This window comes from Streptomyces aculeolatus, from assembly GCF_020400605.1.
Lineage (GTDB): Bacteria > Actinomycetota > Actinomycetes > Streptomycetales > Streptomycetaceae > Streptomyces > Streptomyces aculeolatus.
The window spans coordinates 65,008-79,246 of record NZ_JAINRD010000015.1 but is presented as its reverse complement, the minus strand read 5'-3'; the positions used below and the strand labels follow the sequence as shown (position 1 = coordinate 79,246).

Here is a 14,239-nt window from a genome sequence, read left to right as displayed (position 1 = left end):
GGCGCCGCAGCAAGACCCCATCTGGAATTGAACCTGAACGAGGTGCAGGGAAGCAGACAACGTAGACACAGGTTTGGCGATGACTTCAGACGACCGCCGAAAGATGGAGAACCACTGGCTCTCCGTCGATCTCGCTACGGCGGTTCCCCGACCCGGGGACAGGATGGCGGTAGCCCTGCTGGGTGAGCCGATCACCATCCTTCGCGACCGGGGCGGGAGCGTCCGGGCCTTCCGCCGGAGGTCAGGGCGTTATGTACGCTGCGTGGTGCGCTGCGGCGTGATCTTCGTCAATCTTGGCGAAGAGGATCACGTGCCCGTAGCAGCCGACGGCGTGCCTGATAGCGAGAGCATCACCCCCCACTGTGCCTGATCGGGCGGTATCCCCCGTGTCCAGATCGCCCGAGGGCACACCAGCGGTGCCATCGCGGACGCAACCCCGCGATGGCACCGCTTTTGCGTGCGCGGACGCGCATGCTTGGGGGTGCGGTCGTGTCGTGGGTGCCGTCGGTCGGTGCTGAGTTGAGGTTGAGTGGAGTAGACTCAACTTAGCTTACGGAGCCTCAGGCACGCCGGGTGCGGGCCGGGGCGTACCCACGACCGGCACCCCGGCAAGGAGGAGCACACAGCAGTGGACGCGGAGCTGACCAACAAGAGCCAGGAAGCGATCGCCGGCGCCAACAGCCGCGCGGTGTCCGGCGGGCACCCCGACATCACCCCCGCACACCTGCTGCTCGCGCTGCTCGAAGTGGCGGACAACGAGAACCTCCAGGATCTGCTGGCCGCCGTCGACGCCGACCAGGCCGCCGTGCGGTCCGGGGCCGAGGCGCTGCTCGGCGGGCTGCCCAGCGTGCAGGGGGCCACCGTGTCGCCGCCGCAGGCGAACCGGGAGCTGCTGGCCGTCGTCGCCGATGCCGCCGCGCGGGCGAAGAAGCTCGGCGACCAGTACGTGTCGACCGAGCATCTGCTCATCGGGGTCGCCGCCGAGGGCGGGCCGGCCAAGGAGCTGCTGAAGAAGCAGGGGGCGAGCGCCCGGGCGCTTGTGCAGGCGTTCGAGAAGATCCGCGGCGACCGGCGCGTGACCACGAAGAACCCCGAGGGCACGTACCAGGCCCTCGGCAAGTTCGGCACCGACCTCACCGCCGCCGCCCGCGACGGCAAGCTCGACCCGGTCATCGGGCGCGACCAGGAGATCCGCCGCGTCGTGCAGGTGCTCTCGCGGCGTACGAAGAACAACCCCGTCCTCATCGGCGAGCCCGGCGTTGGCAAGACCGCCGTCGTCGAGGGGCTCGCGCAGCGGATCGTGAAGGGCGACGTACCGGAGAGCCTGAAGAACAAGCGGCTCGTCGCGCTCGACCTCGGGGCCATGGTCGCCGGGGCGAAGTACCGGGGCGAGTTCGAGGAGCGGCTCAAGACCGTGCTCGCCGAGATCCGGGAGAGCGACGGAGAGGTCATCACCTTCATCGACGAGCTGCACACCGTCGTCGGTGCCGGCGCGGGCGGCGAGTCCGCCATGGACGCCGGCAACATGCTCAAGCCCATGCTCGCCCGCGGCGAGCTGCGCATGGTCGGCGCGACGACCCTCGACGAGTACCGCGAGCGGATCGAGAAGGACGCCGCCCTGGAGCGCCGCTTCCAGCAGGTGCTCGTCGCCGAGCCCACCGTCGAGGACACCATCGCCATCCTCCGCGGCCTCAAGGGGCGCTACGAGGCGCACCACAAGGTCGCCATCGCCGACTCCGCGCTCGTGGCCGCGGCCACCCTCTCCGACCGCTACATCACCTCCCGCTTCCTCCCCGACAAGGCCATCGACCTCGTCGACGAGGCCGCCTCCCGGCTCCGGATGGAGATCGACTCCTCGCCCACCGAGATCGACGAGCTGCAGCGCGCCGTCGACCGCCTCCGCATGGAGGAGCTGGCGCTCAAGAACGAGTCCGACCCCGCCTCCCGCGAGCGCCTGGAGCGGCTCCAGCGCGACCTCGCCGACAAGGAGGAGGAGCTGCGCGGCCTCACCGCCCGCTGGGAGAAGGAGAAGCAGGGCCTCAACCGCGTCGGCGAGCTGAAGGAGCGGCTCGACGAGCTGCGCGGCGCCGCCGAGCGCGCCCGGCGCGACAACGACCTCGACACCGCGTCCAAGCTCCTCTACGGCGAACTGCCCGCCCTCGAACGCGAGCTGGAGGAGGCGTCCGCCGCCGAGGAGGAGGTCAAGCGGGACACGATGGTCAAGGAGGAGGTCGGCTCCGACGACATCGCCGACGTCATCTCCTCCTGGACCGGCATCCCCGCGGGCCGGCTGCTCGAAGGCGAGACGCAGAAGCTGCTGCGCATGGAGGAGGAGCTGGGCAGGCGCCTCATCGGGCAGGACGAGGCCGTACGGGCCGTCTCCGACGCCGTACGCCGCACCCGCGCCGGCATCTCCGACCCCAACCGGCCGACGGGCTCGTTCCTCTTCCTCGGCCCCACCGGCGTCGGCAAGACCGAGCTGGCCAAGGCGCTGGCCGACTTCCTCTTCGACGACGAGCGGGCGATGGTCCGCATCGACATGAGCGAGTACGGCGAGAAGCACTCCGTCTCCCGCCTGGTCGGCGCGCCCCCGGGCTACGTCGGGTACGAGGAGGGCGGCCAGCTCACGGAGGCCGTACGGCGGCGCCCGTACTCGGTGATCCTGCTGGACGAGATGGAGAAGGCGCACAACGAGGTCTTCGACATCCTGCTCCAGGTGCTGGACGACGGGCGGCTGACGGACGGTCAGGGCCGTACCGTCGACTTCCGCAACACCATCCTCATCCTCACCTCCAACCTCGGCTCCACCTTCCTCGTCGACCCGATGATCAAGGAGGAGCAGAAGCGGGAAGGGGTGCTGGAGACGGTGCGCAAGGTCTTCCGCCCCGAGTTCCTCAACCGGCTCGACGACCTCGTCGTCTTCCACGCCCTCGGCGGCGACCAGCTCAAGCGCATCGCCGCCATCCAGCTCGCCCATCTGCAGGAACGGCTCGCCGAGCGCCGGCTCACGCTGGAGGTCAGCGACGCGGCACTCGCCTGGCTCGCGCGCCTCGGCGTCCCGGAGGACGAGCCGGAGCCGGACCTCAGCTACGGGGCGCGGCCGCTGCGGCGGCTGGTGCAGACGGCGATCGGGGACCAGCTCGCGAAGGAGATCCTGGCGGGCGAGGTGCGGGACGGGGACACGGTGCGGGTGGAGGTGTTCGGCGACCGGTTGCTGGTCGGCTCGGCGCCGTGGGCGGGTGGCGTTCCGCCGCCGTAGCGAGTTGTCCACAGGGTGTCGCCGCCGGGTTGCGGGCACGGGCCCCCGGTGGGGGAGGATGGGCGGGAACCGTTCGAAGGGAAACCCCACGTGAGCATCGACCCGTCCTCGATTCCGAACTTCGGGGGCCAGCAGCCCGAATCCCGCGGCGGCGGTGGTGGCCCGCAGGGGCCCATCGTGCCCGACCAGGATCTGGTCAAGCAGCTCCTGGAGCAGATGGAGCTGAAGTACGTCGTCGACGACGAGGGAGACCTCGCGGCGCCGTGGGAGCAGTTCCGCACGTACTTCATGTTCCGCGGCGAGGGAGACCAGCAGCTCTACTCGGTGCGCACCTTCTACGACCGGCAGCACACCCTGGACCAGAAGCCGGAGCTGCTGGAGGCGATCGACGACTGGAACCGCCGCACGCTGTGGCCGAAGGTCTACACGCACACGCACGACGACGGCTCCGTCCGGCTGATCGGCGAGGCCCAGATGCTGATCGGCACGGGCGTGGCGCTGGAGCACTTCGTGTCGAGCACCGTGAGCTGGGTGCGGGCGTCGATCGAGTTCGACAAGTGGCTGGTGGAGACGCTGGGTCTGCAGCAGGAGCTGGACAGCGACCAGCCGGAGGACGGCGAGGGCGAGGACGGCCCGGACGGCGGCGCCGGGGGCGACGGGCCGAAGGAGAGCTGACGGCGCCGCCGGGCGGCACCGCGGGGCCGCCGGCGAACGGGCGGCCCCGGGTGCGGTGATGCGGGTGATGCCGTGGCGCCGTGGGCGGGAGGCCGGAGCGCCGTCAGGCAGAGTCTCGTCAGACAGAGCCCCGTCAGGCGGGGCCCAGTGCGGCGAGCAGCGTCTCGTACGCCCGCGTGCCCGGGGTGACGGGCGCGTAGTGGCCGGCCCCGGGCAGCTCCAGCACGTGCGCCCCTACGGCGTCGGCGTAGCGGCGGGACAGCTCCGCCGGTACGTCGGCGTCGGCCTCGCCGTGGATCAGCACGACCGGCGCCCGCGGCGCCGGCATCCGCATCGGGTCCGTCTCGTCGAGCCGGTCCGCCACGCGCTCGGCGCCGCCGAGGAGTTCGGCGACCGCGCCGTCGCTGAGCCCCAGTGCGTGCGCGCGGGCCAGGTCCGCGACCGCGGCGACGCCGACGACGCGCTCGACGGCGGTGGGGCACCGCGAGGCGGCCCAGAGCGCGAGGTGGCCGCCCGCGGAGTGCCCGACGAGCACCACGGGCCCGGCGCCGGGCAGCGCCGCGAGCGCGGGCGGCAGGTCGTCGAACGTCGCGGGGAACCCGCCGCCGCCGCCCACCCGGCGGTACTCGATCAGCGCCGCGCACACGTCCAGGTCCGCCGCCAGCGCCGCCGCCAGCGGGGTCAGATAGCCGCGGTCGTAGCGCTCCCGCCAGAAGCCGCCGTGCAGCAGGGCCACGACCGGCCGCGCGGCGGGGTCCCCGTACAGGTCGACGACCTGCGAGGGGTGGTCCCCGTACGACAGCGTGGCGGAGGGCGCGACGGGCTCCAGGGCGAACAGCGTGCGGGCCTCGTCGTCCAGTTCGTCAACGGCGGTCATCCAGCACCTCTCCCAGCACTCCGGCAGCGCGGTATATGTCCGAGAACGAGGTATACAGCGGCGTCACGCCGAAACGGAGCACATCCGGCGGCCGGAAGTCGCCGACCACGCCGTGCGCGATCAGCTCGCCCATCACCCCCTCCGCGTCCGCGCACCGCAGCGCGACCTGGCTGCCGCGCTCGGCGTGCGCCGACGGGGTCAGCGGCGTCAGCGCCGACCCGCCCGGGAGGGCCGCGACGCACTCCAGGAAGAAGTCGGACAGCGCCAGGCTCTTCACCCGGACCGCCTCGATCGCCACGCCGTCCCACACCTCCAGCGCCGCCTCCAGCGCCAGCATCGACAGGATGTCCGGCGTCCCGACGCGCCCGCGCGCGGCGCCGTCCGCCGGCCGGTAGCCGGCGGACATGGCGAAGGGCTCGGCGTGCGAGTTCCAGCCGGGCAGCGGGGAGTCGAAGCGTGGCTGGAGGCCGCGCCGCACGTAGAGGTACGCGGGCGAACCCGGGCCGCCGTTGAGGAACTTGTACGTGCACCCCACCGCCAGGTCCACCCCGTGCACGTCGAGCCCGACCGGCAGCGCACCGGCGCTGTGGCACAGGTCCCACACGGCCAGCGCACCGGCCGCGTGCAGCGCCGCGGTGGTGCCGGGCAGGTCGTGGAGCCGGCCGGTGCGGTAGTCGACGTGGTTGACCAGCGCGACGGCGGTGCGCGGGCCGGCGGTGGCGGCGATCTCGTGCGGCTCCACGGCCCGCAGCGCGCAGCCGGTCAGCCGGGCGGCGGACTCGGCGACGTAGCCGTCGGTGGGGAACGTCGTCGCGTCGACCAGCACCTCGTCCCGGGCCGCCCCCGCGCCGGACTGCGCGATGCGCACCCCGGCGACGATCGCCTTGAGGACGTTGACGCTGGTGGAGTCGCCGACGACCACCTGGCCCGGGGCGGCGCCCAGCAGCGGCGCGATCCGGTCGCCGACCCGCTCGGGGGCGGTCCACCAGCCGGACTCCGTCCACGACCGGATCCGCAGCTGCCCCCACTCGCGCGCCACGACGTCCGCGACCCGGGCGGGGACGGCGGCGGGCAGGGCGCCGAGGGAGTTGCCGTCGAGGTAGATGACGGGCGTGCCCGTACCCGGCCGGCCGGCGCCCGGCTGCCCCGCGTCGTCGAGGAGGAACTCCGTCCGCTTCGCCCGCAGCGGGTCCGCCAGGTCCAGCTCAGCCGCCCGCTTCGCCAGCCCCGCGAACTCCGCCGCCGACCCGCCGCCGGCCCGCGCGGCCCCGGGCCCGTACGCCTCAGACATGGCTCCGCGCCGTCCACAGCTCGGGGAACACCTGCTTCGCCGCGCGCTTCTCCAGCCACGCCACGCCCGCGGAGCCGCCCGTGCCGACCTTGCCGCCCATCGCACGGCGGGTGGCCACCAGATGGTCGTTGCGCCAGCGCCACACCAGCTCGGCGATGTCCGTCAGCACCTCGCCGAGCTTGATCAGACCGGAGTCCTGCGGCCCCGCGTAGACCGCCGCCCAGGCGGCCTCGACCTCGGGGTGCGGCTCGTACCGGAGCGCCGGGTCGCGGTCCAGGACGGCGGCCGACAGCGGGTGGCCCTTGGCGTCCAGGTAGCGCAGCACCTCGTCGTAGAGGCTGGGCTCGCCGAGCTGCTTCTCCAACTCGTCGTGCACCCGCGGGGCGCCGCGGTGCGGCACGAGCATCGACGCGGACTTCTCGCCCAGCAGGAACTCCATCCGCCGGTACATCGCCGACTGGAAGCCCGAGCCCTCGCCGAGCGCGGCGCGGTAGGAGTTGAACTGCCGCGGCGTGAGCCGCGCCAGCGGCTCCCAGGAGGCGTTCAGCGAGCGCAGCTCGTACGTGCTGCGCCGCAGTGCCGCCAGCGCCACCGGCAGGTCGTCGCGGCGCAGCGCCTCGGCCGCGGTCTCCCACTCGTGCACGACGACGGTGAACCACAGCTCCATGACCTGAGTGGTCACCAGGAAGACGAGTTCGCCGGGGTCGTCCGAGAGCGGGTGCTGCAGATGGGTGAGGACGTCCGCCTGGACATAGTCCTCGTACGGAGTGGTGCCCCGGAAGTCCAGATTCGGGGGCTGCTGCCCGTCAGGGGGCTGGCGACCTTCAGGGGTCTGGCGACCGTCGGTCTCCGCGGGCAGGGGGTCGTGAGCACGGCTGTCCATGAGCTGTCTCCCACACATGAGCCACCGGGTAGCGGTCCGCCCCTTCCTGCAGGCAACAGGGCCCCGGTCCCCTCGGGTACGGCGGCATCCGGTGCGCCGTACCCACTTCGCATCATCCGTGGCGGGGCGGCGGGAGGCAAGAGCAGCCGACCGGGCCGGGCCGGACGCGGCCGGCCCTGGTCAGCCCTCGGGCCGGCTCGTCAGGAGAGGGTTTCCGCCGCGGTCGGCGAGCTGTCGCGCAGGAACGCGCTGCAGCGCTCGTACTCCTCGGTCTCGCCGATGGCCTGTGCGGCGCGGGCGAGGGCGGCGAGGGCGCGCAGGAAGCCGCGGTTCGGCTCGTGCTCCCACGGCACCGGGCCCTGGCCCTTCCAGCCGTTGCGGCGCAGGGCGTCAAGACCGCGGTGGTAGCCGGTGCGCGCGTACGCGTACGACTCGACGGCACGGCCGCCCTCGAAAGCCTCGTCCGCGAGCTGCGCCCAGGCCAGCGAGGACGCCGGGAACTTCGCCGCCACCTCGGACGGGGCCGCACCGTTCGCGAGCAGGTCGCGCGGTCCGGGGTCCTCGGGCAGGTAGGTGGGGGGTGGACCGCCGAGGAGGTTCTCGTGAATCGCCATGGGTTCCAGCCTGCCACGACCGCGTCGGAGGGTGACCGCCGCGGTCGGTATGAACGCCGGATCTCGGCCGGGCCTCACCACGCGGAGGCGGCCCTGCCCGGGCGTGCGAGGTAACCCGGCTGCGCCGGCCGGGCAGGGCCGATGCACCGAAAGTTCGACGAAGCACTCCGCGACACACGGCGTGTCCCCGTAAGCGGCGGAAGGAAAAGTGTAAAAAGGGCGCCAAGTGGTGTGATGACTGGTATTCACACCCAAACACAGAAAGTAGGGACGGCATGCGCAAGCTTCGTCAGGCCGCGGTTGTGGGCGCGATGCTCGGCAGCATCACCATGCTCGGCGCCGGTGTGGCCTCCGCGGACGACACCACGGCCCCGCAGGGTGCCACCACGACCGAGAGCACGACGGCTGCTCCTCAGTCGGCGCCCAAGGGCAAGCACGACAAGGGCGGCGACGACTACGAGATCGTCACGGTCGTCGAGTGCAAGCAGGAGATCGACAACAGCGTCGACCGCCGCCAGTACGGCCTGGTCAACCTGGGCGACGTCACCGTGCCGATCCTGGGCTCGGGCAACGCCGACTCGACCTCCAACCAGAACGTGTGCGGCATCGGCAACGACAAGAACTACAGCGGGAGCGAGGCAGAGACCGAGAACGAGGGCGACCTGCTGGACCTTCTCTGAGGTTGTTGATCCGTAGACCTTTTGCTCGGGAAGAGGTCTGATGGGACAGGGAACTCGGCGTCGGCGGTGCCCCCAGGGCACACATCGGCGCCGAGTTCTTTCATGCGCGCCGCCCGCTGGTACGCGATGGCCGAAGCCGCGCCTCACGCACCGCCCTCACCTCACGGACACCCCCCGGCCGCAGGCCCGGACCGGGTGGCCCGGCCGGGGCGGGTGTCCGCCTGGCGTCACTTCAGCTTCGTGCCCGTCGAGCGCAGGTGGTCGCAGGCGGTCCGGACGCGCTCGGACATCGACGCCTCGGCGAGCTTGCCCCAGGCGCGCGGGTCGTACGCCTTCTTGTTGCCCACCTCGCCGTCGACCTTCAGCACGCCGTCGTAGTTCTGGAACATGTGCGCCGCGACGGGGCGGGTGAAGGCGTACTGCGTGTCCGTGTCGATGTTCATCTTGACCACGCCGTTCTCCAGCGCGGTGGCGATCTCCTCCTCGGAGGAGCCGGAGCCGCCGTGGAAGACGAAGTCGAACGGGCTCTGCTTGCCGTACTTCGCGCCGACGCCCTCCTGGAGGTCCTTCAGCAGCTCGGGACGGAGCACGACGTTCCCCGGCTTGTAGACCCCGTGCACGTTGCCGAAAGAGGCCGCGAGCAGGTACCGGCCCTGCTCGCCCAGGCCCAGCGCCTCGGCCGTGCGCAGCGCGTCGTCCACCGTCGTGTACAGCTCGTCGTTGATCTCGTGGGTGACGCCGTCCTCCTCGCCACCGGTCGGGGTGATCTCGACCTCAAGGATGATCTTCGCGGCGGCGGCGCGGGGCAGCAGCTCCTGCGCGATGGACAGGTTGTCCGCGAGGGTCTCGGCGGAGCCGTCCCACATGTGCGACTGGAACAGCGGGTTCTCCCCGCGGGCGACGCGCTCCTCGGAGGCGGCGAGCAGCGGGCGCACGTACCCGTCGAGCTTGTCCTTGGGGCAGTGGTCGGTGTGCAGGGCGACGTTGACCGGGTACTTCGCGGCGACGATCGCCGCGTACTCGGCGAGGGCGACCGCGCCCGTGACCATGTCCTTGCTGTACTGCCCGCCCAGGAACTCGGCGCCGCCCGTGGAGATCTGGACGATCCCGTCGCTCTCGGCCTCGGCGAAGCCGCGCAGCGCGGCGTGCAGGGTCTGCGACGAGGTGACGTTGATGGCGGGGTAGGCGAACTTGCCTGCCTTCGCCCGGTCCAGCATCTCGTTGTAGACCTCGGGGGTTGCGATGGGCATCTGTCCGCTCCTTGGAGACGTGCGGGTGTCTGCATTGGTCTGCACGCGATGGTCTGCATGCGTGTACGAGTGCGGCCGGCTCCGTTGCCTGGCGCCCCTGGAGTGCCCCCATCCTTCCAGATGCGCGCCCGCGCTTCCCCACCCTGTGGACAACCCTGCGTCACCCCGCGGCGGCGCGCCGTACGGCTCAGCCGAGTCCCAGGTCCGTCAGCCCGTAGGCGTACAGGTACGGCACGCCCGCCGTGTCGCGCACGCGCTCCGCCGCGCCCGTGTCGCGGTCCACGATCGTGGCGACCGCGACCACCTCCGCGCCCGCCTCGCGCACCGCTTCCACGGCGGTCAGCGCGGAGCCGCCCGTCGTCGAGGTGTCCTCGACGACCAGCACCCGGCGGCCCGCGACGTCCGGGCCCTCGATACGGCGCTGCATGCCGTGCGTCTTGCTCGCCTTGCGCACGACGAAGGCATCGAGCGGACGCGCGCGGTCGCCCGCGGCGGCGGAGGCGTGCAGCATGGCGTCGGCGATGGGGTCGGCGCCGAGGGTGAGGCCGCCGACGGCGTCGTAGTCGAACTCCGCGGCGAGGTCGAGCATGACGCGGCCGACGAGCGGCGCGGCGGTGCCGTCCAGGGTGATCCGGCGCAGGTCGAGGTAGTAGTCGGCCTCGATGCCTGAGGAGAGGATCACCTTGCCGTGCACGACGGCCTTGTCCTTGATCTGACCCAGCAGGTCGGCGTGTGCGTCGCTCATGGCGGTGAGCCTAACCGAGCGTGCGCCACGCCCAGGTGGTCGATACCTCGAGCGGCTCGATGGGGGTGACCAGGCGCGGGTGGGTGTTGAGCCCGTTGGGCGGGCCCGACTGCGGCTCCACGCAGACGGCCTCAGGCTGCTCGTCGTAGAGGACGGCCCACTCCGCGCGGCTGGTGACGGTCAGCTCCAGCCGACCGGGCCAGGTGAGCGTCACCTCGACGCCGTCGGGCATGCCGAAGCAGTCGTCCCACGGGCCGGGCTGCGGCTCGATGCGCTTGCCGGTGGGGAGGTGGTCCTCGCCGCGCTGCTCCTGCCATGCGGCGGTGAAGTCGATGCGTACGCCGGGATCGTCCGCCGCGAGGCGGCGTACGAACCAGGGGTGCCAGCCGGCCTGCGCGGGGAAGGAGTCGCCGGCGGTCTCGACGGCGAGCGTGAGCGTCACCTTGTCGGGCTCCAGCTCGACCAGTTGGGTCACGCGCCCCGGATACGGCCAGGGGTCGGCGAGGTCGTACGAGAACGCCGCGGCGGCGTCGTCGGCGCGCAGGGTGCGCCAGGCGGTGTCGCGGCCGGTGCCGTGGATGGCGTGCGGCGGGGCGTCGGCGGGGAGGCGGTGCTTGACGCCGCCGTTGCGGAACTCGCCCAGCTCCAGGCGGCCGCAGAAGGGGACCATGGGGAAGCAGCCGTAGCGGTCGCCGGCCCGCAGCAGCTCGGCGCCGGCCACGCGGAGGCTCGCGACCCGGCAGCCGTTGCGGGGGTCCATCGTCAACTCGGCGTCACCTGCGGTGAGACGTGTGGGCACGCGACGAGCCTAGACGAGGGGGCGCCCGCCCAGCCGGGCAGGCCCGCCGCCCACCGGGGCCGGGGGTGTCGCGTGGCGGCGGGCGGGGGAGCGGGTTGCCGCGGGAGGGGGCGGGGCCGGTCGGTCGAGGACGGGTTGCCGCGGGCGAGGGCAGGTGGTCGGGGTCGTGAGCCGGGGCCGGTTTGGGAGGCGGGGGTCGGCGGGCGCGGGGCGCGGGCCGGTGTTGATGCGCGGGTGCGTGCATCGGCCCTGAGGGCTTCGTCTCCGGGCCCGCGCGGGGGCTGCGTGCCGGGCCCCCGGCGGAGCCGGTCAGTGGCGGCGGCGCAGGGCGCGGCTGACGATGACCGCCGTGGCCACCGCCAGCGCCGCGGCCGGCGCCAGCCAGCGCAGCCCCGCCGCGGGTGCGGGCGCGTCGGCCGCCGGGGTCGGGGCGTACCGGCCGCGCGGCGGGGCGTGGTCGACCTCCTCCGCGCTGCGGCCGATCATCGTGCGCCGCGCGTGCGCGGCCTCCGGCTCCTCCAGCAGGTCGTCGACCGGCTCGTCCGTGTCCTCCTCCTCGTCGGACAGGGCGTCGAGCACGTCGTCGGCCAGCGGGTCGAGCGACGAGGGCGGCACCTCGGCGTCGAAGACCTTGCCGGTGCCGGGCGGGCTCTCGCCCGACTGCTCGGGGGCCGGGATGCCGGGGATGGCCCGCTCGTTGTCGTCGCCGAGCCCGACGTCGGTGCCGTCGCCCGGCTGCACCGCGTCGTCGGGGTGCTCCGCCGCTTCTGGGGTCCCGGCCGATTCCGCGGCCTCCGCCGTCTCCGCGGCCGTCTCCGCCGCCGTTTCCGCCGTTGGCGGCTCTGCCTCCAGGTCCGCCGCCAGGCTCTCCGCGAAGCGCTCCAGCAGCCGTACGCCCGCCGCCTCCGCCTGCGCCGCCTCGACGGCCGCCAGCCGGCCCGTGCTCGCCACCGTGCCCGTGTACAGCACCGCCGTCGTCCCCGCCTCGTCCGCGTCCCGCGGTGTGAGGGTCAGCGACACCGTCACCGCCCCGCTGCCGCGCGACTCCTCGCCCTCGGCCTCCACCACGACGGAGTCGCCCCGCCGGGTCAGCCGCAGCGTGCCGCGGTACGTGATGCTGGAGCCGGCGACGCGGAGCCGGAGCCGGCCGCGCAGCGTGCCCTCCTCCTCCGCCCGGTCCTCGTCGAGCGTCAGCCCGGGGACGCTGCGGGCGACCCGCTCGGCGTCGGACAGGGCGCGGCGAACGGTTTCTGCGGGCTGCGGTACGTGCACCTCTCGCTCCATGGACCGGAGCCTACCCACGGGGAACCTGCCCGGCACAGGGTTCTGCGGCGGGTGGGGGAACAGGTCACTCCACCGCCCCCAAAACCCGCCGCACCCATCCCGACCAGCGGAAAGTCCGCGCACTCCGGCGCGGGAGGCCGACGGAGGGCCGGCGGGGCACCGGACCGCGCGCCGCACTCACCCCGGATACTTCGGGTGCAGCAGCGTCGACGGCTCCAGGTCCGCCGCCTCCGGCGGCGCCGCCAGCGGCCCGGCGCCCGGGGGCAGCGTCGGGGCGAGGGGCCGGCGGGCGGCGAGCACGAAACCCCAGCGGTCGTCGCCGTCGCCCGCCTCGTACGCGGACGGGGCCAGGCCCGCGGCCCGTACGGTCGCCGCCACCGTCCACAGGCTGTGCGCCGCTTCCCCGGACGCCGGCCCCGCACCCGCCCCGGAACCGGCACCCGCCTCGGAGCCTGCGCCGGCGCCCGCGCCCGCGCCCGTTCCCGATCCCGATCCCGTCCACGATGCCGCGTGCACCACCAGCCGCCCCCCGTCCGCCAGCGCCCGCCCCGCCAGCCCGTAGAACTCCTGCGAATACAGCTTCGTGCTGCCCGTGTTCCGCGGCCCCGGCAGGTCCGACACGATCACGTCGTACCGCCCCGGCTGCGCCGACCGGCGCAGCCAGTCGAACGCCTCCCCCTGCGCCACCCGCAGTCGCGGGTCCCCGTACGCGTGCTCGTTGAGCCTGGTCAGCCGTGGGTCCTCGGCCGCCAGCCGGCTCAGCTCCGGGTCCACCTCGACGACCGTCACCTCCGCGACGTCCGCGTGCCGCAGCGCCTCGCGGGCCGCCAGCCCGTCGCCGCCGCCCAGGACGAGGACGCGGCGCCGCGAGTCCGGCGCGGCCAGCGCGGGCCGCATCAGCGCCTCGTGGTAGCGGCGCTCGTCCGCGGAGTCGACGCGCAACTGCCCGTCGAGATACAGCGCCACGGACCCGTCGTCGTCCGCCGTGAGCACGATCTCCTGGACGTCGGTCCGCTCCGCGACCCGCACCCCCGAGCCGTAGACCGCGTTTCTGGCCGCGCTCTCGAACGGGGCGGACAGGAGCGCGGCGAGCGCGAGCAGCGCGAGGACGGTCGCGTTCCCCGCGAACAGCGCCCAGCGCGCACGCCGGCTCAGGTCGTGCCGGAAGAGGTACAGCACGAGCGCACACCCCGCGGTGGCGTTGACCGCCCCCGTGATGAGCGCGCTGGAGAGCTGCCCGAGCCAGGGCAGCAGCACGAACGGGAAGGCCAGCCCGCCGGCCAGCGCCCCCACGTAGTCCGCGGCGAAGAGGTCCGCCACCGCGCCGCCCGGGTCCTGCCGCCGGACGCGCTGGATCAGCGTCATCAGCAGCGGCACCTCGGCGCCGATCAGCACGCCGATCGCCAGCGCGTACCCCACGAGCACGAAGCGCGGCTGCCCGAACCACGCGAAGCACGCGTGCAGCGCCATCGCCGAGAGCCCGCCGAGCAGCGCGAGCACCGCCTCGACTCCGCCGAAGGCGACCGCCGCCCGGATCCGCAGCCGCTTGGCCAGCAGCGATCCGACGCCCATCGCGAAGACCATGACGGACAGCACGACGGACGCCTGGGTGACGGAGTCGCCGATCAGGTACGAGCCGAGGGCGACCAGCTCCAGCTCGTACACCAACCCGCAGGCGGCGCAGACGAAGACCGTCGCGAGCACGAGAAACCGCCCGGTGGCGGGGGGCACCGGGAGGGCGGGCGGCGGCGCGCCCGGCAGCGCGGGGGCGCGGCCGGGGGCGCGCGTCGTCTGCTCGTACGGTTCGATCACGGAGGAACGATACGTTTGCGCCGGTGCCGCCCCTTGTCACCCACACGTGTGCAATATGCCCTGGAGGCGG

Annotated in this window: 12 protein-coding genes; 3 read left to right on the top strand and 9 right to left on the bottom strand. The window is 73.3% G+C overall.

Features of this window, described 5'->3' with window-relative positions:
• Positions 1-628: 628 nt before the first annotated feature.
• Together clpB and LG396_RS23610 are read left to right on the top strand one after the other, a co-directional pair.
• Positions 629-3,259: an ATP-dependent chaperone ClpB gene (gene clpB / locus LG396_RS23615; protein ID WP_037750363.1), complete on the top strand. Its 2,631-nt coding sequence runs from the start codon at positions 629-631 to the stop codon at positions 3,257-3,259.
• 90 nt (positions 3,260-3,349) lie between these two features.
• Complete coding sequence (locus tag LG396_RS23610) at positions 3,350-3,934, top strand: YbjN domain-containing protein (protein WP_018839950.1); 585 nt, start codon at positions 3,350-3,352, stop codon at positions 3,932-3,934.
• 133 nt (positions 3,935-4,067) lie between these two features.
• Here LG396_RS23610 and LG396_RS23605 read toward each other — a convergent pair whose 3' ends face one another.
• From LG396_RS23605 to LG396_RS23590, 4 genes are all read right to left on the bottom strand, one after another.
• A complete protein-coding gene (locus LG396_RS23605) occupies positions 4,068-4,811 on the bottom strand; it encodes an alpha/beta hydrolase family protein (protein ID WP_225796272.1) in 744 nt (247 codons plus the stop codon).
• Complete coding sequence (kynU, locus tag LG396_RS23600) at positions 4,798-6,102, bottom strand: kynureninase (protein ID WP_225796271.1); 1,305 nt, start codon at positions 6,100-6,102, stop codon at positions 4,798-4,800. The genes LG396_RS23605 and kynU overlap by 14 nt, the downstream gene beginning before the upstream one ends.
• The gene (locus LG396_RS23595) at positions 6,095-6,985 is read right to left on the bottom strand and encodes a tryptophan 2,3-dioxygenase family protein (protein WP_225796270.1); all 891 of its coding nucleotides are present in this window, start codon (positions 6,983-6,985) and stop codon (positions 6,095-6,097) included. Before LG396_RS23595 ends, kynU begins: the two co-directional genes overlap by 8 nt.
• 200 nt (positions 6,986-7,185) lie before the next feature.
• Entirely contained in the window at positions 7,186-7,599 is a 414-nt protein-coding gene (locus tag LG396_RS23590; protein ID WP_018839946.1) for a DUF3151 domain-containing protein, read from the bottom strand.
• Between the two features lie 275 nt (positions 7,600-7,874).
• Between LG396_RS23590 and LG396_RS23585 the strand changes: the two genes are divergently transcribed.
• On the top strand, positions 7,875-8,279 hold the full coding sequence (locus LG396_RS23585) for a hypothetical protein (RefSeq protein ID WP_225796269.1): 405 nt from the start codon (positions 7,875-7,877) through the stop codon (positions 8,277-8,279).
• A gap of 227 nt (positions 8,280-8,506) precedes the next feature.
• Here LG396_RS23585 and fbaA read toward each other — a convergent pair whose 3' ends face one another.
• The 5 genes from fbaA to LG396_RS23560 all read right to left on the bottom strand — a co-directional run bounded on the left by fbaA (position 8,507) and on the right by LG396_RS23560 (position 14,169).
• Positions 8,507-9,529 (bottom strand): class II fructose-bisphosphate aldolase, encoded by a 1,023-nt coding sequence (fbaA, locus tag LG396_RS23580; RefSeq protein WP_225796268.1) that lies wholly within the window; start codon positions 9,527-9,529, stop codon positions 8,507-8,509.
• A gap of 187 nt (positions 9,530-9,716) precedes the next feature.
• Positions 9,717-10,274 carry an orotate phosphoribosyltransferase gene (pyrE, locus tag LG396_RS23575; RefSeq protein ID WP_037750375.1) on the bottom strand — a complete coding sequence of 186 codons (558 nt, stop codon included), beginning with the start codon at positions 10,272-10,274 and terminating at the stop codon, positions 9,717-9,719.
• A gap of 10 nt (positions 10,275-10,284) precedes the next feature.
• On the bottom strand, positions 10,285-11,034 hold the full coding sequence (locus LG396_RS23570; protein ID WP_018839942.1) for an aldose epimerase family protein: 750 nt from the start codon (positions 11,032-11,034) through the stop codon (positions 10,285-10,287).
• Between the two features lie 348 nt (positions 11,035-11,382).
• Positions 11,383-12,357 (bottom strand): SRPBCC family protein, encoded by a 975-nt coding sequence (locus LG396_RS23565; RefSeq protein ID WP_263979518.1) that lies wholly within the window; start codon positions 12,355-12,357, stop codon positions 11,383-11,385.
• A 177-nt stretch (positions 12,358-12,534) separates the two neighbouring features.
• On the bottom strand, positions 12,535-14,169 hold the full coding sequence (locus LG396_RS23560; RefSeq protein WP_225796267.1) for a polyamine aminopropyltransferase: 1,635 nt from the start codon (positions 14,167-14,169) through the stop codon (positions 12,535-12,537).
• Positions 14,170-14,239 lie beyond the last annotated feature (70 nt).

Excerpts from the sequence above, each read along its gene's own strand:
- LG396_RS23570 (WP_018839942.1), bottom strand. The coding sequence starts at position 11,034 with ATGGACCCCCGCAACGGCTGCCGGGTCGCGAGCCTCCGCGTGGCCGGC.
- fbaA (WP_225796268.1), bottom strand. The coding sequence starts at position 9,529 with ATGCCCATCGCAACCCCCGAGGTCTACAACGAGATGCTGGACCGGGCG.
- pyrE (WP_037750375.1), bottom strand. The coding sequence starts at position 10,274 with ATGAGCGACGCACACGCCGACCTGCTGGGTCAGATCAAGGACAAGGCC.
- LG396_RS23590 (WP_018839946.1), bottom strand. The coding sequence starts at position 7,599 with ATGGCGATTCACGAGAACCTCCTCGGCGGTCCACCCCCCACCTACCTG.
- LG396_RS23605 (WP_225796272.1), bottom strand. The coding sequence starts at position 4,811 with ATGACCGCCGTTGACGAACTGGACGACGAGGCCCGCACGCTGTTCGCC.
- kynU (WP_225796271.1), bottom strand. The coding sequence starts at position 6,102 with ATGTCTGAGGCGTACGGGCCCGGGGCCGCGCGGGCCGGCGGCGGGTCG.
- LG396_RS23565 (WP_263979518.1), bottom strand. The coding sequence starts at position 12,357 with ATGGAGCGAGAGGTGCACGTACCGCAGCCCGCAGAAACCGTTCGCCGC.
- LG396_RS23595 (WP_225796270.1), bottom strand. The coding sequence starts at position 6,985 with ATGGACAGCCGTGCTCACGACCCCCTGCCCGCGGAGACCGACGGTCGC.
- LG396_RS23585 (WP_225796269.1), top strand. The coding sequence starts at position 7,875 with ATGCGCAAGCTTCGTCAGGCCGCGGTTGTGGGCGCGATGCTCGGCAGC.